At 63.4% G+C, this 22523-nt stretch carries 20 protein-coding genes and 2 pseudogenes; all 22 read left to right on the forward strand.

The features are described from left to right. Nucleotides 1-8 precede the first annotated feature (8 nt). Nucleotides 9-563 (forward strand): chemotaxis protein CheW, encoded by a 555-nt coding sequence (locus VC352_RS07155; RefSeq protein ID WP_322978892.1) that lies wholly within the window; start codon nucleotides 9-11, stop codon nucleotides 561-563. 44 nt (nucleotides 564-607) lie between these two features. Beyond that, nucleotides 608-2239 carry a methyl-accepting chemotaxis protein gene (locus VC352_RS07160; RefSeq protein WP_416340114.1) on the forward strand — a complete coding sequence of 544 codons (1632 nt, stop codon included), beginning with the start codon at nucleotides 608-610 and terminating at the stop codon, nucleotides 2237-2239. A gap of 3 nt (nucleotides 2240-2242) precedes the next feature. Beyond that, nucleotides 2243-2755, forward strand: coding sequence for a chemotaxis protein CheW (locus tag VC352_RS07165; protein ID WP_322978894.1), 513 nt, complete (start codon nucleotides 2243-2245; stop codon nucleotides 2753-2755). After that, nucleotides 2752-3570 (forward strand): protein-glutamate O-methyltransferase CheR, encoded by an 819-nt coding sequence (locus tag VC352_RS07170; RefSeq protein ID WP_322978895.1) that lies wholly within the window; start codon nucleotides 2752-2754, stop codon nucleotides 3568-3570. Before VC352_RS07165 ends, VC352_RS07170 begins: the two co-directional genes overlap by 4 nt. Then, nucleotides 3563-4081, forward strand: coding sequence for a chemotaxis protein CheD (locus VC352_RS07175; protein ID WP_322978896.1), 519 nt, complete (start codon nucleotides 3563-3565; stop codon nucleotides 4079-4081). Before VC352_RS07170 ends, VC352_RS07175 begins: the two co-directional genes overlap by 8 nt. Further along, nucleotides 4078-5142 (forward strand): chemotaxis response regulator protein-glutamate methylesterase, encoded by a 1065-nt coding sequence (locus VC352_RS07180; protein WP_322978897.1) that lies wholly within the window; start codon nucleotides 4078-4080, stop codon nucleotides 5140-5142. The genes VC352_RS07175 and VC352_RS07180 overlap by 4 nt, the downstream gene beginning before the upstream one ends. Nucleotides 5143-5216: 74 nt before the next feature. Continuing rightward, on the forward strand, nucleotides 5217-7022 hold the full coding sequence (locus VC352_RS07185; RefSeq protein ID WP_322978898.1) for a PAS domain-containing protein: 1806 nt from the start codon (nucleotides 5217-5219) through the stop codon (nucleotides 7020-7022). Continuing rightward, the gene (locus VC352_RS07190; protein WP_322978899.1) at nucleotides 7019-7648 is read left to right on the forward strand and encodes a response regulator transcription factor; all 630 of its coding nucleotides are present in this window, start codon (nucleotides 7019-7021) and stop codon (nucleotides 7646-7648) included. The genes VC352_RS07185 and VC352_RS07190 overlap by 4 nt, the downstream gene beginning before the upstream one ends. A 228-nt stretch (nucleotides 7649-7876) precedes the next feature. Then, on the forward strand, nucleotides 7877-8944 hold the full coding sequence (locus VC352_RS07195) for a methyl-accepting chemotaxis protein (protein WP_416340115.1): 1068 nt from the start codon (nucleotides 7877-7879) through the stop codon (nucleotides 8942-8944). An 11-nt stretch (nucleotides 8945-8955) separates the two neighbouring features. After that, on the forward strand, nucleotides 8956-9324 hold the full coding sequence (locus VC352_RS07200) for a response regulator (protein WP_061240163.1): 369 nt from the start codon (nucleotides 8956-8958) through the stop codon (nucleotides 9322-9324). 15 nt (nucleotides 9325-9339) lie between these two features. Continuing rightward, on the forward strand, nucleotides 9340-9645 hold the full coding sequence (locus VC352_RS07205; RefSeq protein WP_322978901.1) for an STAS domain-containing protein: 306 nt from the start codon (nucleotides 9340-9342) through the stop codon (nucleotides 9643-9645). After that, complete coding sequence (locus VC352_RS07210) at nucleotides 9645-11810, forward strand: chemotaxis protein CheA (protein ID WP_322978902.1); 2166 nt, start codon at nucleotides 9645-9647, stop codon at nucleotides 11808-11810. The genes VC352_RS07205 and VC352_RS07210 overlap by 1 nt, the downstream gene beginning before the upstream one ends. 353 nt (nucleotides 11811-12163) lie before the next feature. Further along, complete coding sequence (locus tag VC352_RS25350) at nucleotides 12164-14281, forward strand: methyl-accepting chemotaxis protein (protein ID WP_416340116.1); 2118 nt, start codon at nucleotides 12164-12166, stop codon at nucleotides 14279-14281. Between the two features lie 3 nt (nucleotides 14282-14284). Next, nucleotides 14285-14836 carry a chemotaxis protein CheW gene (locus tag VC352_RS07225; protein WP_322978903.1) on the forward strand — a complete coding sequence of 184 codons (552 nt, stop codon included), beginning with the start codon at nucleotides 14285-14287 and terminating at the stop codon, nucleotides 14834-14836. Beyond that, entirely contained in the window at nucleotides 14823-16445 is a 1623-nt protein-coding gene (locus VC352_RS07230) for a methyl-accepting chemotaxis protein (RefSeq protein WP_322978904.1), read from the forward strand. The genes VC352_RS07225 and VC352_RS07230 overlap by 14 nt, the downstream gene beginning before the upstream one ends. 49 nt (nucleotides 16446-16494) lie before the next feature. Next, complete coding sequence (locus tag VC352_RS07235; RefSeq protein ID WP_322978905.1) at nucleotides 16495-17004, forward strand: chemotaxis protein CheW; 510 nt, start codon at nucleotides 16495-16497, stop codon at nucleotides 17002-17004. 15 nt (nucleotides 17005-17019) lie between these two features. Further along, nucleotides 17020-17148, forward strand: a complete 129-nt coding sequence (locus VC352_RS07240; protein WP_322978906.1) for a hypothetical protein — start codon at nucleotides 17020-17022, stop codon at nucleotides 17146-17148. A gap of 287 nt (nucleotides 17149-17435) precedes the next feature. Continuing rightward, a pseudogene (locus VC352_RS07245) lies at nucleotides 17436-19088 on the forward strand (methyl-accepting chemotaxis protein); the annotation flags it as partial. An 88-nt stretch (nucleotides 19089-19176) separates the two neighbouring features. Beyond that, nucleotides 19177-19986: a protein-glutamate O-methyltransferase CheR gene (locus VC352_RS07250; protein WP_322978908.1), complete on the forward strand. Its 810-nt coding sequence runs from the start codon at nucleotides 19177-19179 to the stop codon at nucleotides 19984-19986. Continuing rightward, the gene (locus tag VC352_RS07255; protein WP_322978909.1) at nucleotides 19979-20488 is read left to right on the forward strand and encodes a chemotaxis protein CheD; all 510 of its coding nucleotides are present in this window, start codon (nucleotides 19979-19981) and stop codon (nucleotides 20486-20488) included. The genes VC352_RS07250 and VC352_RS07255 overlap by 8 nt, the downstream gene beginning before the upstream one ends. Next, nucleotides 20485-21552: a chemotaxis response regulator protein-glutamate methylesterase gene (locus tag VC352_RS07260; protein WP_322978910.1), complete on the forward strand. Its 1068-nt coding sequence runs from the start codon at nucleotides 20485-20487 to the stop codon at nucleotides 21550-21552. Before VC352_RS07255 ends, VC352_RS07260 begins: the two co-directional genes overlap by 4 nt. Before the next feature lie 105 nt (nucleotides 21553-21657). Next, nucleotides 21658-22440: pseudogene (locus VC352_RS25355) on the forward strand (PAS domain-containing protein); the annotation flags it as partial. Between the last annotated feature and the right edge of the window lie 83 nt (nucleotides 22441-22523).

Below are 22523 nucleotides of genomic sequence, written 5' to 3' on the forward strand. Positions count from 1 at the left end.
CGCACATCATGAGTCTTCCTGATAATCCGGCGAGTTCGCCGCAGCACCCGGTGGCAATGCTCCCGCCCTCAGGTGCGGTGGTCGACGAGCAAGACGCCTCGCGCCAGTACCTGACCTTCGAACTCAACGCCCGACGCTATGCCCTCGACGGCCTGAGCGTGCGCGAGATCATCGAATACCCGCAGCTTACCCGTGTGCCCATGGCAGCCTCGTGCATCCATGGCGTGATCAACCTGCGCGGCGCCGTGGTGCCGGTGATCGACCTGGGCCTGCGCTTCGGCCAGGGCCCAAGCCGCATCGACAAGCGCAGCTGCATCATCATCGTCGAGGTGGTGGAAGAAGAGGACGCCCAGGTACTGGGCATCATCGTCGACGCCGTCAGCGAAGTGCTGGAGGTCGCCGCCGCGCAGATCCGCCCGGCGCCCGCGTTCGGCAACCCCATTCGCAGCGACTTCATTCACGGCATGGTGCGCCAGGGTGACGACTTCATCGTCCTTCTGACCATCGAAAACACCCTGGCGGTCGCCGAAATTGCGGCTTCCGGCAACAAAGCACGCACCTGAGCAACCGACCAGGTCATATGGAGAAAGTAACCATGTTCAAGAATATGAAAGTGGCGACCAAGCTGGGGCTGGGCTTTGGTGTGGTCATCGTGCTGCTGGTGGTATCACTGATACTTAGCATCTCTCGGATGCAAGTTATAGATAATGCCAGCACCATTATCGTTGAGGATAGCTACGTCACGGTTAGGCTGGCTGTCAGCATCAAGGAAGAAACCCTGAACCAGGCAAGATATATCCGCGACCTCCTGCTGATCGATGATGAGGCAACTGATCAGAAAACTATGGCATCGATAAATGACAGCCAAAAAAGGCGTAGCGATGCAATTGAAGAACTCGGGAAGATGGTCGAAACCCCTCAGGAGCGCGAAAGCCTGGCGAAAATAAACGCTGCGCGTGAAGTTGTTCGCGAGCGTCTGGAAGAACTGTATTCAATGCTCGGCGAACAGCAACGTGCAGAAGCCTATTTATACAACCAGATAATCCCTGCCAATAACGCCCTAATGGCCGCTGCGGATGAGATGTTAAAGCTGCAGGGCGACCTCATGCAGCAGACTTCTGATGACGGTACGGCCCTCTACGAGGAGTCGCGCCTGCAATTGCTGATCGTAGGCGGCGTTGCCATCCTTATGTCCATACTGATCGCCTGGTTGATCACACACAGCCTGGTACGCCAGCTCGGCGGCGAGCCGAGCTATGCCTCAGAGGTGGTGTCGCGCATCGCCGAAGGCGACCTGCGTGTGCAGATCAATACCCGTCCAGGCGACACCACCAGCATGCTGGCCGCCATCCACGGCATGTCGCAGCGCCTGGCGCAGATCATCTCCGAAGTGCGCAACAATGCCGACGCGCTGACCAGTGCCTCCGAGGAAATCTCCGCGACCGCGCAGAGCATGAGCCAGGCGGCCTCCGAACAAGCGGCTTCGGTAGAAGAAACCAGCGCCTCGATGGAGCAGATGTCCGCCTCCATCGCGCAGAACACCGAGAACGCACGCATCACCGACGGTATGGCGAGCAAGGCCAGCGGCGAAGCCGGCGAAGGCGGCCAGGCGGTCAAGGAAACCGTACGGGCGATGAAGACGATCGCCGACAAGATCGGCATCGTCGATGACATCGCCTACCAGACCAACCTGCTGGCGCTCAACGCCGCCATCGAAGCTGCCCGTGCCGGTGAGCATGGCAAGGGCTTCGCCGTGGTCGCTGCCGAAGTGCGCAAGCTGGCCGAACGCAGCCAGGTCGCCGCGCAGGAGATCGGCGAGGTGGCCAAGTCCAGCGTGCAACTGGCCGAACGCGCCGGCACCCTGCTCGACGAGATCGTGCCGTCCATCGCCAAGACCTCCGATCTGGTGCAGGAAATCGCCGCCGCCTCCGAAGAGCAGAGCTCGGGCGTGGGCCAGATCAGTACGGCCATGAATCAGCTCAACGAAATCACCCAGCAGAACGCCTCCTCCTCCGAGGAGCTGGCAGCCACTGCCGAGGAAATGAGCGGCCAGGCCGAGCAGCTGCAGCAACTGATGGACTTCTTCAAGCTCAACAGCACGCCGGGGGCTCGCAGCCCGCAGCGTCACGCTCCGGTACCGCGTTCGGGCCATGCGCCACGCGCCACTCAGGCCGATGACGATACGTCCACGCTGATGGCCGGCGGCCTGCCTGCCGGCTACGTGCGCTTTCAGGAGTAGTCGATGACTGCCGTCACCCGCAGTGTCGCCGGCCAGTACCTGACCTTCGCCCTGGCGCAGGAGCTGTTCGCCGTCGACATCCATGCCGTGCGCGAAATCATCGAGTACGGCCACCTGACCAGCGTGCCGATGATGCCGCCGAGCATCCTCGGCGTGATCAACCTGCGCGGTGCCGTGGTGCCGGTCATCGACCTGGGGCTGCGCTTCGGCGGCAGCGCGACCGTAATCGGCCCACGCACCTGTATCGTCATTCTGGAAATCGCCACGGAGGACGGCCTGCGGGTGATCGGCATGGTGGTCGATGCGGTCAGCGAAGTGCTGGAACTCGGTGCCGAGCAGATCGAGCCGGCACCCAGCTTCGGCAACCGTATCCGCGCCGACTTCATCCGTGGCATGGGCAAGGTCAACAATCGCCTGGTGGTGCTGCTCGACGTGGGTCGCGTTCTGTCCGATGACGAAATCAGCCTGCTGGAACAAGCCGGCGCGCAGCGAGCCCCCGCCCAGGAACAGTCATGAGCAGCACCGCAGTCGCGCTCAGTGATCGTGAGTTCGAGCAGTTTCGCCAGTTGATCCACGACATTGCCGGCATCAGCCTGTCCGATGCGAAAAAACCGCTGGTGGCCGGGCGCCTGAGCAAACGCCTGCGTGAATTCGAGCTGGACAGCTACGGCGACTACTTCCGGCGCCTGAACCAGAGCCCGGCGGAGTTGCAGCACTGCGTCGACCTGCTGACCACCAACGAAACCTACTTCTTCCGTGAGCCCAAGCACTTCGACTTCCTGCGTGAACGCCTGGGCCAGCCGGGGTTGATCCCCAGTGGGCGCCCACTGCGTATCTGGAGCGGCGCCTGCTCCAGCGGTGAGGAGCCTTACAGCATCGCCCTGCTGCTGGCGGATGTGCTCGGCGAGAGGCCCTGGGAAATCCTGGCGTCGGATATCAGCCAACGGGTGCTGGATCGCGCCCGCGCCGGCGTCTATCGTCTGGAAGACAGCGAAGACATCCCACGCCAGATGCGGGTGCAGCACTGCTTTCGTGGTGTGGGCGCCAACGAGGGCAGCATGCTGATATGCCCTTCGATCCGGCGACGCATACGCTTCGAACAGATCAACCTGAACAACCCACTGCCGGAGACCGGTCTGTTCGACGTGATCTTCCTGCGTAACGTCATGATCTACTTCAACGGTGATACCAAGCGTCAAGTCGTCAAGCGTCTGCTCAGCCGCTTGCGGCCAGGCGGCTACTTTCTGATCAGCCACTCGGAAAGTCTCAACGGTATCGATGACACGCTGAAGGTCGTGAAACCATCGATCTACCGCAAACCTGATGCCTAGGCCCGTTACAACGCGTGACGTCTACCTGCAACCGGGCGATGTGCACTTTGCCGGTGTCGGCACACGCATCCGCACGCTGCTGGGCTCCTGCGTGTCCCTGGTGTTCTGGCACCCGCGCCATCGACTCGGCGGCATGTGCCATTACATGCTGCCCACCCGTGGCCAACCCACTGCCAAACTGGACGGACGCTACGGCGACGAGGCCATGCTCATGCTGCTGGAAGCCATCAGCGCTCACGGCACCCGCGTCAACGAATATCACGTGCGCATCTTCGGTGGCGGCAATATGTTTCCGAACGTCGGAAATCGCGGCAAACGCCACGTAGGTCAGCAGAATATCGACATGGCCTACAAGCTCCTCGCCATGCACGGCTTGATGAGCCATGGCGAGCACGTCGGTGGAACCGGCCACCGGCACCTGCTTTTCGACATCTGGAGCGGCCAGCTCGCCCTGAAGCTGTCGCCCATCGTACCCGGCAGTGGAAGCCCCACTGGAGTGCAGTCTGCATGAAACCCATCAAAGTCATGATCGTCGACGATTCCGCCGTCGTGCGTCAGGTGCTGGCCTCGGTACTGGGCGCCGACCCGGCCATCGAGGTGCTGGGCACCGCTGCTGATCCGCTGTTCGCCCTGAGCAAGATGGAGCGTGAGTGGCCCGACGTGATCGTGCTCGACGTCGAAATGCCGCGCATGGACGGCATCACCTTCCTCAAGAAGCTGATGGCCGAGCGCCCGACGCCCGTGGTGATCTGCTCCACACTCACCGAAAAGGGCGCCAGCACCACCATGCAGGCACTGGCTGCAGGCGCCGTGAGCATCGTCACCAAGCCGCAGATGAGCCTGCGCAAATTTCTCGTCAACGCCAGCGATGATCTGCTCGGCGCAGTCAAGGCCGCCGCGCGCGCCAACCTGCGCCAGCTCAAGGAAAAACCCGCCGTCACGCCCAAGCTGGGCGCCGACGCGGTATTACCGCCCGCCAGCCCGAGCGCCATGGCCCGTACCACCGAGCGGGTCGTCGCCATCGGCACCTCCACCGGCGGCACCCAAGCGCTGGAATACGTGCTCACCGCCTTGCCGCGCGTGTGCCCGGGCATCGTCATCGTCCAGCACATGCCGGAGAAATTCACCGCGGCCTTCGCCGAACGTCTCAACGGCCTGTGCCAGATCGAAGTGCTCGAAGCCCGCCACGGTGACCGGGTCATTCCCGGCCGCGCCCTGATCGCTCCCGGCGGCCGCCACATGCTGCTCAAGCGCAGTGGCGCGCAGTACATGGTCGAAGTGGTCGACGGTCCACCCGTGAGTCGCCACAAACCCTCGGTGGACGTGCTCTTTCGTTCCACCGCCCGCGCCGCCGGCGCCAACGCCACCGGCATCATCATGACCGGCATGGGCGACGACGGTGCTCGTGGCCTGCGCGAGATGCACGAGGCCGGCGCCTTCACCCTCGGCCAGGACGAAGCCAGTTGCGTCGTCTACGGCATGCCCAAGGAGGCGAAGAAACTCGGGGCGGTCAGCCGCGAGATTCCGCTGGAGCAGATACCTGCGTACATCCTGCGCACCGAGCGCGCCTGAGCCGGGGCTCAATACGCCCGCCGCAACCTGAAAACTGACCCATACTGGAAAGGTCATGCCATCGGGGGAAGGCTTTGGAAGAGACGCATACGACAGATGCCCTGCGTGACGCAGCATGGCATACGGCACCGGTCGGTCTAGGCGTACTGGATCTCGACGGTTGCCTGAAGCAGGGCAATCCCGCCCTGCTGCGCTTGCTCGGTACGCCGCTGCAGGTGCCGACACACCAGCCGCTGACGCACTGGTTGCACCCGCAAGATCAGGACGCGCTCACTTACGCTCTGGAGCGCGCACGCCGCCAGCAGGCCGATATTCCCTGCGGCGAGTTGCGCATTGGTAACCCAGGCGAGGCCTACCAATGGCTGAGAACCAGTGTTTCCGGCATTTCGACGAATGGATCGGACGTCGATCATTTCCTCATTCGCCTGAGCCCACCCCGTTCGACCCAGGAACGTGCCGAGCTGGTCTATCTGCTCAGCTTCGCGCTCGACTTCACCGCCGACGGCGCCCTGCTGCTGGATGACGCGCTGAATATCCGCTACCTCAATGAAGCGGCCACCGTACTGATGGGCCAGGCTCGCAAGTATCTGCTTGGCCAGAACATCGGCCAGGCCCTGATACCGCTGGCCCTGCATAGTGACGAACAGTTGCAGGAGCTCATACGCGACCAGCAAGCGGTGCATCTGGAACTGAGCAATCCCATCGACGGTACACGCCGTCACCTGTCGGTGAAATTCACTCGTTTCCACTACGATCGGCGCGGCTACAGTCTGGCATTGCTGCACGATCTCACCGAACAACAACGTCTGACCGATACCCTGCGGCACAACGAGCGCCAGTTCCGTGCCCTGATCGAGAACACCCATGACGCCATCGGCCGCCTCACTCCCGACTTCCGCCTGATCTATGCCAACCCGGCGCTGGAAGCACTGTGCCGGCTGCCTCTGGTGGAGGCCAGAGGCCGCCCGGCACGTGATGCCTTTGGCGACAACTCACAAGTCGACATCATGGCCGAGATGGTGCGGGAGGTCGCCAAAAGCGGTAAGTCCCTGGAAGAAGAACTGATCCACGGCATCGATGGCCCCGTCGACCAGCACCTGCACTATCTGGTGCAACTGGTACCCGAGCGTGATGACCGCGGCGAGGTGACCAGCGTGCTGTCCCTGGCCCGCGACATCACCAACATCCGCAAGGCCGAGCGAAAGCTGGCCGCCAGCAACCAGCAACTGCGCGAACTGACCAGCCGCCGGGAATCGGCGCGGGAAGAAGAGCGCAAGCTGATCGCCCAGGAAATCCATGACGAACTGGGCCAGCACCTGACGGCCTTGCGCATGGGCATTTCCATGCTAAACCTGCAATTCGGCAGCCAGGCGCCGGGGTTGCCCCCTGCCGTGGACAACCTGATGGGGCTGTGCGACCGCACCATCCAGGTGGTGCGCACAATCGCCACCAGCCTGCGCCCGGCCGTGCTCAACATGGGCCTCTACCCGGCACTGGAATGGCTGATCAGCGAGTTTCGCCAACACACCCGGATTGCCTGCGAACTGACCACCCACAGTGAAGAACCGGCCTTGACCGACGACCAAGCCACCACCGCCTTTCGCATCGTCCAGGAGGCGCTGAACAACGTCGCCCGCCACTCAGGCGCGACGCGCACCGTGGTGAGCCTCGAGCGCATCGACGACACCTACCGCCTGGATATCACCGACAACGGTCGTGGCTTCGACCCCGCCTCGGTCAACAAACGTTCGCTGGGGCTGGCCGGCATGCGCGAACGCGGCATCAGCCTGGGCGGCGAAGTGGTCATTTTCAGCCACCCCGGCCAGGGCACCACCGTCCAGGCGACCCTGCCCATCAAGTCGGCCCAGGAGGCCCCATGACGCGGATCATGATCGCGGACGATCACACCATCATGCGCAACGGTCTCAAGCAGTTGATCGAGTTCGACAACCGCCTGCAGGTAGTCGCCGAAGCGGAGAACGGCGGCCAGGTGCTGGAAAGCCTGCGCAACGTGGAGGTCGATCTGGTGCTGCTGGACATGAGCATGCCCGGCATCAGCGGCGAGGATCTGATCGCCCGCATCCACGGCCATTACGCCAAGCTGCCCATTCTGGTGCTGAGCATGCACAACGAACCGCAGATCGCCCAGCGCGCGCTGCGGGCCGGCGCCAGCGGCTACCTGACCAAGGATCACAACGCCGAAACCCTGCTCGCCGCCATCAACAAGGTCGCCGGCGGTGGTCGCTACCTGGATCCGCGCATCGCCGAGCAACTGGCCTTCGCCAATTCCGAACCGCGCGACAGCGGCCTGGACAGCCTGTCGGATCGGGAATTCCAGATCCTGCGCCTGCTCGCTGACGGCCTGGGCGTCAACCAGATCGCCGAGCGCCTGGCCATCAGCAACAAGACCGTCAGTACGCACAAGACCCGCCTGATGGAAAAAATGGGCTTCAGCTGCAATGCCGACATCATCCGCTTCGCCATGACGGAGCGCCTGTCGAGGTAGGAATCGTCCTACAAAAAAAAGGAGTGGCCCTACGCCATCATCGGGATGCACCGATGCCCTGGCCAACGCCGACACACCATCCTGATAGCCAAGAACGGGCCGCCCATGCCCGGCTTCGCTGCTCGATGGAGTGTCAACGTGACCACCCAGACCAACGCCCCCCGGATCTCCTGGCTTCCCGCCACGCTGGCCAGCCTCGGCAGCCTGCTGCTCGTCTGGCTGGTGCTCATGCTGCCCAGCGCCTATTGGCTGATCGCCGCGCTGCTGCCCGGCGCTCTGGTGCACGCCAGCGTGCGCAGCCTGGCCGGCAAACAGGCCGAAGCGGCTGCGCAGGCTTACCAGAATGGCATCCGCGACGGCCAGGCAGAGGAGGCCCAGCGCCATGTCGACGGCCTGGCCGATCTGTGCCGTGGCCTGTCCCCCGTCTGGTCGCAACAGATCGAGGCGGCGCGCCAGCACACCGAAACCGCCATCGAATCGCTCAGCGCGCGTTTCACCCAATTGGCTCAGCGCATCAGTGCGGTGATCAGCACCGACAATCAGGATGACGAACAATCGCTGCTCAGCCTGCTGGCTAGCAGCGAGAGCGACCTGGAGGACATCGTCGGTCAGTTGCGCCAGGCGCTGAGCAGCAAGGAAACCCTGCTGGCTGAGGTGGTCAGCCTCAGCGGCTACACCACGCAACTGCGCACCATGGCCAAGGAGGTCGGTGACGTCGCCAAACAGACCAACCTGCTGGCCCTCAACGCCGCCATCGAAGCCGCACGGGCTGGCGAGGCCGGCCGTGGTTTCGCCGTCGTCGCCGATGAAGTGCGCAAGCTTTCCACCCTTTCGGAAGCCACTGGCAAGCGCATCGACGAGACCATCGAGACCGTCAGCGCGGCCATCGAGCGCACCCTGCAGGTTTCCAACGAACACACCGACCGCGACGCTAACACCCTGAAAAGTGCCAGCGAGGTGATCCACCACCTCATCACCGACCTGCGCGGCAGCGCCACTCGCCTGGTCGAGCACGGCACGGTGCTGCATCAGGAGAACAAGGCCGTGGGCGACGAAATTTCCGACGTGCTGGTGGCGCTGCAATTCCAGGATCGTGTCAGCCAGATGCTCGGCCACATGCGCGACGACATCCAGCGTCTGGGCACCCACCTGAGCGAACCCTGCGAACGGGTCGACGCGCGCACCTGGCTCAACGAGCTGTCGCACACCTACACCATGCCCGAGCAGCACGCCATCCATCACGGTCGCCGCAACACCGCCGCCGCCGATAGCGCTTCCGACATCACCTTCTTCTGAGGACATGCCCCATGGCCAAGACCATTCTCATCGTCGACGACTCCGCCTCCATTCGCCAGGTCGTCGGCATGACCCTGAAAAGCGCCGGCTACGACGTCATCGAAGGCGTCGATGGCAAGGATGCGCTGACCAAGCTCGACGGACGCAAGGTGCACCTGATCATCAGCGACGTGAACATGCCGAACATGGACGGCATCACCTTCCTGAAGAACGTCAAGACCCTGCCCAACTACAAGTTCACCCCCGTGATCATGCTCACCACCGAAGCCGGCGACGCCAAGAAGAGCGAAGGCCAGGCTGCCGGTGCCAAGGCCTGGGTGGTCAAGCCCTTCCAGCCGGCGCAGATGCTCACCGCCGTTTCCAAACTGATCCTGCCCTGATTCGCGAGGTGCGCCATGCACGCGACCACCACAGCCGATGAGATCCGCCGTCTGGCGCTCGAAGGCGCACTGAGCATCTACACCGCTGCCGATACCAAGCCACGCCTGAGCGTCGCCCTGCAGGGCGCCATCGCTCTCGAAATCGACCTGAGCGGCATCGACGAATTCGACTGCGCCGGCCTGCAACTGCTGCTGGCCACCCGCGAGCAGGCACGCCGCCAGGACATCGAGCTGCGCCTGCAGGGCGCCAGCAACGTGGTGCGCGAACTGCTCACCCTGAGCGGGCTGACCGATTTACTGACCGACCCGGAGGTCAACTGATGAACCTCGACAGTGTCATCGGCACCTTCATCGCCGAAAGCCAGGAACTGCTGCTGCAGATGGAAGATGCCCTGCTGCAGGTGGAACACAACCCGGACGATCCCGAGCTGATCAACGCCATCTTCCGCGCGGCCCACACCATCAAGGGCTCGTCCGGGCTGTTCGGCTTCGACGGCATCGTCGCCTTCACCCACGTTGCCGAAAGCGTGCTTGACCGCGTGCGCGGCGGCGAGCTGCACCTCGACGCCGACCTGATCGCCCTGATGCTCAAGGTCGGCGACCACCTCGCCGGGCTGATCCGCCATCTGGCTGACGGCGGCGACCTGGCGGAGTTGCCCGAAAGCGTGACCGCCAACGGCCAGGAACTGATCACCGCTCTGAGCCGCTACCTGCAGGCGCAACCGGCCAGCGCAGAGCCTGCACCATGCGCCAGCAGCGAACAGGAAATTCGCGCCACGGGTGGCAGCCCGCACTGGCACCTGTCGCTGCGCTTCGGCCCCGACACCCTGCGCAACGGCATGGATCCGCTGGCCTTCATCCGTTACCTGAGCACCCTCGGCCAGGTGCTGCATATCGAAACGGTGCTCGACCACCTGCCCACGCTCGACGAGCTGGATGCGGAAACCTGCTACCTGGGCCTGGAGCTCAGTTTTGCCAGCGACGCCGAGGCCAGCGCCATCGAAGGCGCCTTCGAGTTCGTGCGCGAAGAAGGCAGCATCCGCCTGCTGCCACCCGGCGCCAGCCTGAGCGACTTCCAGGCGCTGCTGCACGAGCGCGCCAGCGAAGGCGAGGCACAACTCGAACGCCTGGCGCGCTGCACCGGCCTGAGCGCTGAAATGCTCAGCGCCAGTGCCGGCGCACCGACCCTCATCGATGCCGCCACAAGCCAGGTCGACAGCAGCGCCCAGGTACCGGCGGCCAGCCCGGAGGCGCGCAGCAATTCGGGCAAAGAGGCCGCCCGCAGTGGCAACGATGCCAACCTGATCCGCGTCGACGCGACCAAGCTCGATCAACTGATCAACCTGGTCGGCGAGCTGATCATCGCCGGCGCCAACACGCGCATGCTGGCCCAGCGCAGCGGCCTGACCGACATGAGCGAGTCCGCCGAAACCCTCTCGCGCCTGGTCGAGGAAGTTCGCGACAGCGCCCTGACCCTGCGCATGGTGCAGATCGGCGCTACCTTCAACCGCTTCCAGCGCGTGGTGCGCGACGTCTCCAAGGAGCTGGGCAAGGACATCGTGCTGCAGATCAGCGGCGGCGACACCGAGCTGGACAAGACCGTGGTGGAGAAGATCGGCGATCCCCTCACCCACCTGGTACGCAACGCCATGGATCACGGCATCGAATCGGCCGATGCGCGGCGCGAAAGCGGCAAGTCGGTGCAGGGCGTGGTACGCCTCAACGCCTACCACGAGGCCGGCGGCATCGTCATCGAAGTCTCCGACGATGGCGGCGGTCTCAACCCGCAGAAGATCCTGGCCAAGGCCACTCAGCGCGGCCTGATCAACGAAGGCCAGCAGCTCAGCGACAAGGAGATCTTCAATCTGATCTTCGAGCCCGGCTTCTCCACTGCCGAGCAGATCAGCAACCTCTCCGGCCGTGGCGTCGGCATGGACGTGGTCAAGCGCAACATCACCGCCCTGCGCGGTACCGTCGAACTCGACAGCAAGCTGGGCCAGGGCACCTGCGTGCGCATCCGCCTGCCGCTGACCCTGGCGATCATCGATGGCTTCCTCATCGGCGTCGGCCAGGCTAGCTACGTGGTGCCACTGGACATGGTCGAGGAATGCATCGAGCTGCCCAGCGAGCAGATCTCCGGCCAGCAGCACCTCGACCTGCGTGGCGACGTGCTGCCCTTCATTCGCCTGCGCCAGATGTTCGATGACCAGGGCCAGCCACCACGGCGTGAAAACGTGGTGGTGGTGCGCTACGCCGGCGTACGCGCCGGGCTGGTGGTCGACCAGTTGCTCGGCGAATTCCAGACCGTGATCAAACCGCTGGGCAAGGTGTTCTGCCAGGTGCCGGCGCTGAGCGGCTTCACCATCCTCGGCAGCGGCGCCGTCGCCCTGATCCTCGATATTCCGGGCCTGCTGGCCCAGATCACGCAAAGCGGCGGCGCCCGAGCCGTTGCTTCATCAAGTCCGTCAAGGAGTGCCGTGCAATGAACATCAGCATTCGTATCGCGGCGCTGCTCGCGACGGCTACCCTCGCCCTGTTGGCCCTGGCCTTCAACCTGTCTGCCAGCGTAGCCATGCCCATTGCGATCCTGGCCATCATCGCCGTAGTCGTCCAGGGCCTGCTACTGCAGCTCAGCCTGCAGAAACTGGGGGCAGAGCCCCAGGCCCTGATCGATTTCGCCGAGCAGTTGACGCGCGGCGAAGTTGGCCGCCAACCGCAGATGATTGCCGCTGCCGGTTCGCTGCAAGATCGCCTGCAACAGATTGGCAGCCAGCTCGACGGGCTTGCCCGCAACCTGCGCCAGGTCAGCGACGAACACGCTCGCGGCGATATCGATGCGGTGCTCGATACCCGCCTTCCCGGCCTGTATGGCGAAGTGGCACAGGGCATCAACGCCCTGGTGGCCAGCCATATCGAGGTGAAGAAAAAGGCCATGGCCTGCGTGCGCTCGATTGCCGAAGGCGACCTCAAGGCTCAGTTGGAGCAGTTCCCCGGCAAGAAGGCCTTCATCAACGACAACATCGAAACCCTGCGCCGTAACATCACCGGCCTGATGGGCGAGATGCGCCATATGTCAGAAGCCCATGACAAGGGCGATATCGACGTTGCCATCGACGCCACGCGCTTTCCCGGCAGCTACGCCGAGATCGCACACGGCATCAACGCCATGGTCGCCGGCCATATCAGCGTGAAGAAGAAGGCCATGGCCTGCGTCAAGGCCATCGGCGAGGGCGACCTCAACGCCTCGCTGGAACAGTTCCCAGGCAAGAAAGTCTTCATCAACGAGATCATCGAGACCCTGCGCAGAAACCTCACCAACCTGATGAGCGAGATGCGCCACATGTCCGAGGAGCACGACAAGGGCGATATCGATGTGACCATCGATGCCTCGCGCTTCCAGGGTAGCTACGCCGAAATCGCCCACGGCATCAACGCCATGGTCGCCGGCCATATCAGCGTGAAGAAGAAGGCCATGGCCTGCATCAAGGCCTTCGGCGAAGGCGACCTGACCGCACCGCTGGAACAGTTCCCCGGCAAGAAAGCCTTCATCAACGACATCGTCGAAACCCTGCGCGGCACCCTCACCAGCCTGATGGACGAAATGCATCACATGGCCGAGGAGCACGACAAAGGCGATATCGATGTGGCCATCGACGCCTCGCGATTTTCCGGCAGCTACGCCGAGATCGCCCGTGGCATCAATGCCATGGTCGCCGGCCATATCAGCGTGAAGAAGAAGGCCATGGCCTGCATCAAAGCCTTCAGCGAGGGCGACCTGGCTGCGCCGCTGGAGCAGTTCCCCGGCAAGAAGGCGTTCATCAATGACAACATCGAGGCTCTGCGGCGTAACGTTCAGGCCCTGATCGAAGATACCCAGATGCTCAGCCAGGCCGCGCTCGAAGGGCGCCTCGACACCCGGGCCGATGCCAGTTGCCATCAGGGGGACTTCCGCCGCATCGTCGAGGGCATCAATGACACGCTGGAAACCATCATCCGCCCCCTGCGCGAAGCCATGAGCGTGATCGCCGGGCTCGCCGAAGGCGACCTGACGCGTACCATGAGCGGACAGCACAAGGGACATCTGGAGGAACTGCAGCAGTCGCTCAATACCACGGTGCACAAACTGGCCGATGTCATCGGTCAGGTGCAGCTATCCACCAGTACGCTCAGCAGCGCCGCCGAGGAAATTTCCGCCACGGCCCAGAGCCTCAGCCAGGCAGCCTCCAGCCAGGCGGCATCGGTCGAAGAAACCAGCGCGGCAATGGAGCAGATGTCGGCCTCCATCGCGCAGAACACGGAAAACGCCAAGATTACCGACGGCATGGCCGGCAAGGCGTCCTGCGAGGCCAGCGAAGGTGGCCAGGCGGTGCGCGATACCGTGGCGGCGATGAAGACCATCGCCGACAAGATCGGCATCGTCGACGACATCGCCTACCAGACCAACCTGCTGGCACTCAACGCGGCCATCGAAGCGGCTCGCGCTGGCGAGCATGGCAAGGGCTTCGCCGTAGTCGCCGCCGAGGTGCGCAAGCTGGCCGAACGCAGCCAGGTGGCGGCCCAGGAAATCAGCGCAGTGGCCAAGAGCAGCGTCTCCCTGGCCGAACGCGCCGGCAGCCTGCTCGATCACATGCTGCCGTCGATCGCCAAGACCTCTGACCTGGTACAGGAAATCGCTGCGGCGTCCGAGGAGCAGAACACCGGCGTCAACCAGATCAGCGCGGCCATGACCCAGCTCAGCGACATCACCCAGCAAAACGCTGCCGCCTCCGAGGAGCTGGCCGCCACCTCCGAGGAAATGACCAGCCAATCGGTCAATCTGCAGAGTCTGATGCAGTTCTTCCAACTGGCCAGTCAAGGCAGCAGCCACAGCGCCGTGCGCGCCACACCCGCTGCACGCAGCGCCCTGCCGAAAAGGGCCGACGATCAGGAAAGCGGATTCATCCGCTTCGGGAGCTGAGTCATGAGCATCGATATCAACGCCTTGATCAATCACGAGCAGCAACGGCAGTACCTGACGTTCCGCGTCGGCGACGATCCCTACGGCGTGGCGACTCGCTACGTACGCGAGATCCTCGAGTTCGACCAGATCACCCTGGTACCGATGATGCCCAGCCTGGTGCGCGGCGTGATCAACCTGCGCGGGGCCATCGTGCCGATCATCGACCTGGCCGAACGCTTCGGCCATGGCCGAACCGCACTGGGTGCGCGCACCTGCATCGTCATCGTGGAGATCCTCGACGAAGAGGAAACCCACCTGATCGGTGCGCTGGTCGATGCGGTCAACGCCGTCGTCGAAATCGAGCCCGAGGCCATCCGCCAGGCCCCCGCATTCGGCAGCCGCATCCGCGGCGAGTTCATCGAGGACATTGCCCGCCTGGATCAGCAATTCCTCACCCTGCTGCGCATGGAGCAAGTGCTGTCGATCAGCCAGATCGCTGACATGGCAGGTCAAACCCCCTCTTTCCATGCAATGCGCGCGAGCGCGCCGGAGCACGCAAATGACCATCAGTAAAAAGATGATTCTTCTGGTTCTGTCTGCCCTGTTCGGCATCCTGCTGTTGTCCGGCCTGAGCTATCAGCAGATGAACCAGGTCTTCACCGCCGCCAACTACGGCAACATCAACTCGGTGCCCAGCATCGTCGCCCTGAACAAGGTGCGCAGCGCCATCAACGTACAGATCCAGTTGCTCTATAGCCATATCCTGACCACCAACGATGCGGCGATGGCCGAGATAGAAACCCGCATCAAGAGCAACCGAGGCGACATCCAGCAAGCGATCGAGGAGTACTCCAAGCTGCTGTCCGACGAGAAGGACGGGCAACTGCTGGAAGCCGATCGCAAAGGCATCGCCAGCTTTCTGCAAGGCGCTGACGGCGCACTGGCTCTGTCGCGCAGGAATGAGAACGAGGCCGCCCGCGATGCCATGCTCGCGCTGCAACATGACGTCATCGAGCCGCTAAGCGAAGACCTCAATACGCACCTCCAATACAACGTCACGGCCGCCGACACGGGCAGCCTGGCTGCGCAGGACACCCTGCAGCAGGCGACGCTGGTGTCCATCACCGTCTCACTGATCACACTGGTGGTGATCGGGCTGATTGGCGGCCTGATCACCCGCAACCTGCTGCGCCAGCTCGGCGGTGAGCCGGCCTATGCAGCGGAGATGGTGGCGCGCATCGCCGCCGGCGACCTGACCGTCAACGTCGAGACCAAGGCTGGCGACACCGGCAGCATGCTCGCCGCCATCAAGGGCATGGTGGAAAAGCTCGCACAGATCATCGGCGAGGTGCGCAGCAACGCCGACTCGCTGTCCAGTGCTTCCGAGCAGATTTCCTCCACGGCCCAGAGCATGAGCCAGGGCGCCTCCGAACAAGCCGCCTCGGTCGAGGAAACCAGCGCCTCGATGGAGCAGATGTCCGCCTCCATCGCGCAGAACACGGAGAACGCCAAGGTCACCGATGGCATGGCCAGCAAGGCCGCCCGCGAAGCTGACGAAGGTGGCCAGGCGGTCAAGAACACCGTGGCGGCGATGAAGACCATCGCCGACAAGATCGGCATCGTCGACGACATCGCCTACCAGACCAACCTGCTGGCCCTCAACGCCGCCATCGAAGCCGCGCGAGCCGGCGAGCACGGCAAGGGCTTCGCCGTGGTCGCTGCCGAGGTACGCAAGCTGGCCGAACGCAGCCAGATCGCCGCCCAGGAAATCAGCGAAGTGGCCAAGAACAGCGTGTCCCTGGCCGAACGTGCCGGCGCCCTGCTCGACGAGATGGTGCCGTCGATCACCAAGACCTCCGACCTGGTGCAGGAAATCTCCGCCGCCTCCGAAGAACAGAGCGCCGGGGTCGGGCAGATCAACGCCGCGATGAACCAGCTCAGCGAGATCACCCAGCAATCGGCCTCCGCCTCCGAGGAACTGGCAGCGACCGCCGAGGAAATGAGCGGTCAGGCCGAGCAACTGCAGCAGTTGATGGACTACTTCAAGGTCAACGACGCAGGCGGCAGCGCCCGCCCGGAACGCGCCAGGCAGCCGCGTCGCAGCCGTGACAGCGCAGAAGCCACAGGCGACCGGTATGAGCAGGAATCGCTGAGCAGCGGCTTCATCCGCTTCCAGCACTGACCACGCCCCATTCGCAGGCGGGCACCATGGGGTGCCCCAGGAGCGAGACATGCCCAGCTTCAATCCACAGGCGGTGGCGGACACCACCCAGCAGTACCTGACGTTCACTCTCGGCGAAGAAGTCTTCGCCGTCGGCACCCGCAACGTCCGCGAAATCATCGAATACGGCCGCCTCACACCGGTGCCACTGATGCCGCAGAGCATCCTCGGTGTGATCAACCTGCGCGGTGGCGTGGTGCCGATCATGGATCTGCGCCAGCGCTTCGGCCAGGGCGCCACCCAGGTCAGCAGGCGCTCGTGCATCGTCATTCTGGAGGTGCAGCGCGATGGTATCGATCAGGTCATCGGCATCGTCGTCGAGGCGGTAAATGCCGTGCTGGAAATTCCTCCACAGGACATCGAGCCACCGCCCAGCTTCGGCAGCCACATTCCCACCGACTTTCTCATCGGCATGGGCAAGCTCGACAGCGGCCTGGTGGTGCTGATCGACATTGGCCGCGTGCTGTCACTCGACGAGCTGCACCGGCTCGCCGGTGCCGGACTGGCCGAGTCGGCCTGAGCCGAGGAGATGGCGATGAACGGCAGCCGCCAGAACGATCACCGCACCCTGCTTTTTCGCGGCCTGCCCGATGGACTTGATGCACTGATTCTCGACAACGGCAGTACCGCCGCTGCCCGCCAACCAAGGAGCAACATGCCATGAATCTGAACATTCGCCTTGCAGCGCTGGGCGCGACCGCCACCCTCGCCTGTCTTGTCCTGGCATCGGATCTGGCAGCCCATGCGGCCATGCCCATTGCCATCGTGGCCGTGATCGCCGTTGTCGCGCAGTGCCTGCTGTTGAACCACCGCCTGCAGCAGCAATTGGGCAACGAGCCCTCAGCTCTGCTCAACTTCGCGAAGCAGCTCGCACGCGGTGAAAGCAGTACATCGCCGGTTCCTGCCGTATCAGGCTCGCTTCAGGAACAACTGCAGCAGATCGGTGAGCAGCTTGGCGGACTCAGCCAGGATCTGGTGCATGTCAGCGACGAGCACGCCCGTGGCGACATCGACGCCACCCTCGGTACCCAGCGGCCGGGCCTCTTCGGCCAGATGGCCCAGGGCATCAACGCGCTGGTGGCCAGCCATATCGAGGTGAAGAAAAAGGCCATGGCCTGCGTACGCTCCATCGCCGAAGGCGACCTCAAGGCGCCGCTGGAACAACTGCCTGGCAAGAAAGCCTTCATCAACGACAACATCGAGACCCTGCGCCGCAACATCACCGGCCTGATGGATGAGATGCGCCACATGTCCGAACAGCACGACAAAGGCGATATCGATGTGGTCATCGACGCCTCGCGCTTTTCCGGCAGCTACGCCGAGATTGCCCGCGGTATCAATGCGATGGTCGCCGGCCATATCAACGTCAAGAAAAAAGCCATCGCCTGCGTGCAGGAACTGGGCGCCGGCAACCTCGACGCTCACCTGGAGACGTTCCCCGGCAAAAAGGTATTCATCAACGAGACCATCGAGCAACTGCGCGCCAACATGATCGCGCTGATCGAAGACACCAGCCTGCTCAGTGATTCGGCCATGCAAGGCAAGCTCGACGTGCGCGCCGACGCCAACCGTCACAAAGGCTACTACCGCAGCATCGTCAACGGCTTCAACGGTACGCTGGAAGCCATCATCAACCCGCTCAACGAAGCCATGGCGGTGATCAAGGCGCTGGCCGAGGGTGATCTGACCCGCACCATGAACGGCCAGTACAAAGGGCATCTGGACGAACTGCAGCAATCGCTCAACGCGACGGTCGGCAAACTGGCCGAGATCATCGGCCAGGTTCACCAGTCCACCAGCTCGCTCAGCAGCGCCGCGGAGGAAATTTCCGCCACCGCGCAAAGCCTCAGCCATTCGGCCTCCAGCCAGGCGGCCTCGGTGGAGGAAACCAGTGCAGCGATGGAGCAGATGTCGGCCTCCATCGCGCAGAACACGGAAAACGCCAAGGTCACCGACGGCATGGCCAGCAAGGCCGCACGCGAGGCCGCCGAGGGTGGCCAGGCGGTCAAGGAAACCGTGCGTGCGATGAAAACCATCGCCGACAAGATCGGCATCGTCGACGACATCGCCTACCAGACCAACCTGCTGGCGCTCAACGCGGCCATCGAAGCCGCCCGTGCCGGCGAGCACGGCAAGGGTTTTGCCGTGGTCGCCGCCGAGGTGCGCAAGCTGGCCGAGCGCAGCCAGGTCGCCGCACAGGAAATCAGCGCGGTGGCCAAGAGCAGCGTGTCGCTGGCCGAACGCGCCGGTGCTCTGCTCGACGAGATGGTGCCGTCGATCACCAAGACCTCCGATCTGGTGCAGGAAATCTCCGCCGCCTCGGAAGAACAAAGCACGGGAGTCCACCAAATCAGCGCGGCAATGAGCCAGCTCAGCGATATCACCCAGCAGAATGCCGCTGCCTCCGAAGAACTGGCGGCTACCTCCGAGGAGATGACCAACCAATCGGTCAATCTGCAGAACCTGATGCAGTTCTTCCGTCTGGGCAGCCGCAGCAATACGAACGTTCTCTCACGCCCTTTGCCGGCGACCGTGGCACCAGCACATGGCACCTCGGCTCATAACGATGAACATGGCAGCGGCTTCGCACGCTTCGTGAGCTGAGCATGACGGCTCCATCGCCTGACGTCCTGCGCCAGCTCACCGGCGCAGGATCCCTCGAATCGCCCCGAGCCCAGGAGCACAACCAGCCATGACTACCACCAGCCTGAGCAACCGCGAATTCCAGCAGTTTCGCGACATGATCTACGAGATCGCCGGCATCGCCATGAGCGACGCCAAGCGTCAGTTGATCGCCGGGCGACTGAGCAAGCGCCTGCGCCACTACGAGCTGAACAGTTACGGCGAGTATTTCCAGTTGCTGCTCAAGGACAAGGCCGAGCAGCAGACAGCCGTCGACCTGCTGACGACCAACGAGACCTACTTCTTCCGCGAACCCAAGCACTTCGATTTTCTGCGCGAGCGCCTGCAGGACGATCTGCGCAATGGCAGCCAGCCGCTGCGCATCTGGAGTGCGGCCTGCTCCAGCGGTGAGGAGCCGTATACCCTGGCCCTGCTGCTGGCCGAGCAGCTCAAGGCACGCCAATGGGAGATCCTCGCCTCGGACATCAGCACGCGCATTCTCGACCAGGCCCGCAGCGGCATCTATCCCATCGAGGAAGCCAGTCAGATCCCGCGTGAGGTGCTGCACCGTCACTGCCTGCAGGGCACCGGCCAGCATGCTGGCATGTTCACCCTGGAGCCGGCACTCAAGCGGCGCATCAGCTTCCGCCAGATCAACCTCAACAATGCCTTGCCCGAGGTGGGCGTGTTCGACGTGATCTTCCTGCGCAACGTGATGATCTACTTCGACCAGCCGACCAAGCGTCAGGTGGTGCAGCGTCTGAGTGCACGCCTGCGCCCTGGCGGCTATTTCTTCATCAGCCATTCGGAAAGCCTCAACGGCATCAGCGACGAGCTGCAACCACTGCGCCCCTCGATCTACCGGAAGCCCCATGCATAAGCCCAACGGCGTCATCGAGATATTCCTGCAACCAGGAGAGCTCTACTTCGGCGATCGCCATACACGCATCCGCACACTGCTGGGCTCGTGCGTATCGCTGGTGCTGTGGCACCCGCATGAACTCATCGGCGGCATGTGCCATTACATGTTGCCCAGCCGCCGCTATCGCGGCCAACAGCTCGACGGCCGTTACGCGGACGAGGCGCTGCACCTGTTGCTCAAGGAAATCCAGGCCAGCGGCACCCAGGCCGCGGACTACCACATCAGCCTGCTGGGCGGTGGCAACATGTTCGGCGCATTGACCCAGCAGAATATCGGCGAGGCCAATGTGGCCGCTGGCCTCCAACTGCTCGCCGCCCACGGTTTGCAATGCCACGCGCGACATGCCGGTGGCGACGGCTACCGCAACCTGATTTTCGATATCTGGAGCGGGCACATCACCCTGCGCTGCCCCTCTCAACAGCAGATCGCTGCACGCCGCTACGAGGCGCAACCATCATGAAGAACATCAAGGTGATGATCGTCGACGACTCCGCTGTCGTCCGTCAGGTGTTGGCTGGAAGTCTGGCCGAACATTCGGGCATCGAGGTGATCGGCACCGCGGCCGATCCCCTGTTCGCCCTGGACAAGATGCAGCGCGAATGGCCGGACGTGATCGTCCTGGACGTGGAGATGCCGCGCATGGACGGCATTTCCTTCCTGAAGAAGCTGATGGCCGAGCGCCCGACTCCGGTGGTGATCTGCTCGACCCTGACGGAAAAAGGCGCCGCCACCACCATGGAAGCCATGGCCGCCGGCGCCGTGGCCATCGTTACCAAGCCGCAGGTGGGCCTGCGTCAGTTTCTGCTGGAGGCCACCGAAGAGCTGGCCAACGCCATTCGCGCGGCTTCCCAGGCGCGCCTCAAGCGCCTGGCGCCGCCACCTGTGGCCGCCGCCCCCAAACTCAATGCCGACGTCATCCTGCCGGCCAGCACCGCCAGCGCCATGACCCGCACCACCGAGCGCATCGTCGCCATCGGCACCTCCACCGGCGGCACCCAGGCGCTGGAGTACGTGCTCACCGCACTGCCGCGCGTGTGCCCAGGCATCGTCATCGTTCAGCACATGCCGGAGCGTTTCACCGCTGCATTTGCTGAACGCCTCAATGCTCTGTGCCAGATCGAAGTGCGCGAAGCCAAGCACGGCGACCGGGTCATCCCCGGCCGCGCGCTGATCGCGCCCGGTGGCCGCCATATGCTGCTCAAACGCAGCGGCGCGCAGTACATGGTCGAAGTGGTCGACGGCCCGCCCGTCAGCCGCCATAAACCCTCGGTGGACGTGCTCTTTCGCTCCACCGCGCGCGCTGCTGGCGCCAACGCCACCGGCATCATCATGACCGGCATGGGCGACGACGGCGCCCGTGGCCTGCGCGAGATGCGCGAAGCCGGTGCCTTCACCCTCGGCCAGGACGAAGCCAGTTGCGTGGTCTACGGCATGCCCAAGGAAGCCAAGAAAATCGATGCGGTCAGCCGCGAGATTCCGCTGGAACAGATCGCCAATTACATCCTCAGGACGGAAAAACATTGAACAGGCAGGCCATCGGCCAGGGAGTGTCGCTCAACAGGGACACCTTTACGCACCCTTCGGTCATGCCACATTGCCTGACCGGTGAAATATCCGGAGTCCAACACGATGAACTTCTTCAACGCCGCTCTGAAACAAGAACTGGCCCGCTGCAAGGAAGAGCTGGCCCAAGCCTTGGCATTGCGCGAATCCCTCAATCGCTCACAGGCCATCATCGAGTTCCTACCCGACGGAACGATCCTCGGAGCAAATGACAACTTCCTGCAGACGATGGGTTATCGCCTGGACGAAATCGTCGGCCAGCACCACCGCATGTTCTGCCAACAGCAGGAGGCACAGAGCACCGAGTACCGGCAGTTCTGGGCCCGCCTGGCGCGAGGAGAATTCATCCGTGAGCGTTTCCTGCGTCTCGACAAACAGGGGCAGGACGTCTGGCTGGAAGCGACCTACAACCCCGTGCACGATGCCACGGGAGCGGTCACCAAGGTCATCAAGCTGGCAACCAACATCACGCCAAGCGTGACTCACGAGCACGAGGACGATGCGATCATCACGGCTCTCAACCGCTCGATGGCGGTCATCGAGTTCAACCCTGGCGGCGAGGTGGTAGCCGCCAACGACAATTTCCTCAGCGTCATGGGCTACCGAAGGCAGGATGTGATCGGCCGTCATCACCGCCTGTTCTGTGCCCCGGAGGAAACGTCCAGCCCGAACTACCAGCATTTCTGGCAAAGGCTCAACCGTGGCGAATACTGCAGCGGTCGTTTCCAGCGACGCAACCGGGATGGCAAGGTGATCTGGCTCGAGGCCAGCTACAACCCCGTGTTCGATACGCGCGGCCGGCTCTACAAGATCGTCAAATTCGCATCCGACATCACAGCCGAAATAATGGAGCAACAAGCCGAGTCCGAAGCGACTCATCTGGCCTATGAAAGCGCACTGCAGACCGACGCTGAAGCCCAAGGCGGTGCCGA

Source organism: Pseudomonas sp. C11, assembly GCF_034683865.1.
Classification (GTDB): Bacteria; Pseudomonadota; Gammaproteobacteria; order Pseudomonadales; family Pseudomonadaceae; genus Aquipseudomonas.

What these genes read in the sequence shown, in the direction of transcription:
- VC352_RS07155 (WP_322978892.1), top strand. Translation starts at nt 9, where the DNA reads ATGAGTCTTCCTGATAATCCGGCGAGTTCGCCGCAGCACCCGGTGGCA.
- VC352_RS07235 (WP_322978905.1), top strand. Translation starts at nt 16,495, where the DNA reads ATGCCCAGCTTCAATCCACAGGCGGTGGCGGACACCACCCAGCAGTAC.
- VC352_RS07195 (WP_416340115.1), top strand. Translation starts at nt 7,877, where the DNA reads ATGCTGCCCAGCGCCTATTGGCTGATCGCCGCGCTGCTGCCCGGCGCT.
- VC352_RS07255 (WP_322978909.1), top strand. Translation starts at nt 19,979, where the DNA reads ATGCATAAGCCCAACGGCGTCATCGAGATATTCCTGCAACCAGGAGAG.
- VC352_RS07230 (WP_322978904.1), top strand. Translation starts at nt 14,823, where the DNA reads ATGACCATCAGTAAAAAGATGATTCTTCTGGTTCTGTCTGCCCTGTTC.
- VC352_RS07160 (WP_416340114.1), top strand. Translation starts at nt 608, where the DNA reads ATGAAAGTGGCGACCAAGCTGGGGCTGGGCTTTGGTGTGGTCATCGTG.
- VC352_RS07200 (WP_061240163.1), top strand. Translation starts at nt 8,956, where the DNA reads ATGGCCAAGACCATTCTCATCGTCGACGACTCCGCCTCCATTCGCCAG.
- VC352_RS07165 (WP_322978894.1), top strand. Translation starts at nt 2,243, where the DNA reads ATGACTGCCGTCACCCGCAGTGTCGCCGGCCAGTACCTGACCTTCGCC.
- VC352_RS07260 (WP_322978910.1), top strand. Translation starts at nt 20,485, where the DNA reads ATGAAGAACATCAAGGTGATGATCGTCGACGACTCCGCTGTCGTCCGT.
- VC352_RS07190 (WP_322978899.1), top strand. Translation starts at nt 7,019, where the DNA reads ATGACGCGGATCATGATCGCGGACGATCACACCATCATGCGCAACGGT.
- VC352_RS07175 (WP_322978896.1), top strand. Translation starts at nt 3,563, where the DNA reads ATGCCTAGGCCCGTTACAACGCGTGACGTCTACCTGCAACCGGGCGAT.
- VC352_RS07180 (WP_322978897.1), top strand. Translation starts at nt 4,078, where the DNA reads ATGAAACCCATCAAAGTCATGATCGTCGACGATTCCGCCGTCGTGCGT.
- VC352_RS07210 (WP_322978902.1), top strand. Translation starts at nt 9,645, where the DNA reads ATGAACCTCGACAGTGTCATCGGCACCTTCATCGCCGAAAGCCAGGAA.
- VC352_RS07240 (WP_322978906.1), top strand. Translation starts at nt 17,020, where the DNA reads ATGAACGGCAGCCGCCAGAACGATCACCGCACCCTGCTTTTTCGCGGC.
- VC352_RS07250 (WP_322978908.1), top strand. Translation starts at nt 19,177, where the DNA reads ATGACTACCACCAGCCTGAGCAACCGCGAATTCCAGCAGTTTCGCGAC.
- VC352_RS07205 (WP_322978901.1), top strand. Translation starts at nt 9,340, where the DNA reads ATGCACGCGACCACCACAGCCGATGAGATCCGCCGTCTGGCGCTCGAA.
- VC352_RS07225 (WP_322978903.1), top strand. Translation starts at nt 14,285, where the DNA reads ATGAGCATCGATATCAACGCCTTGATCAATCACGAGCAGCAACGGCAG.
- VC352_RS07170 (WP_322978895.1), top strand. Translation starts at nt 2,752, where the DNA reads ATGAGCAGCACCGCAGTCGCGCTCAGTGATCGTGAGTTCGAGCAGTTT.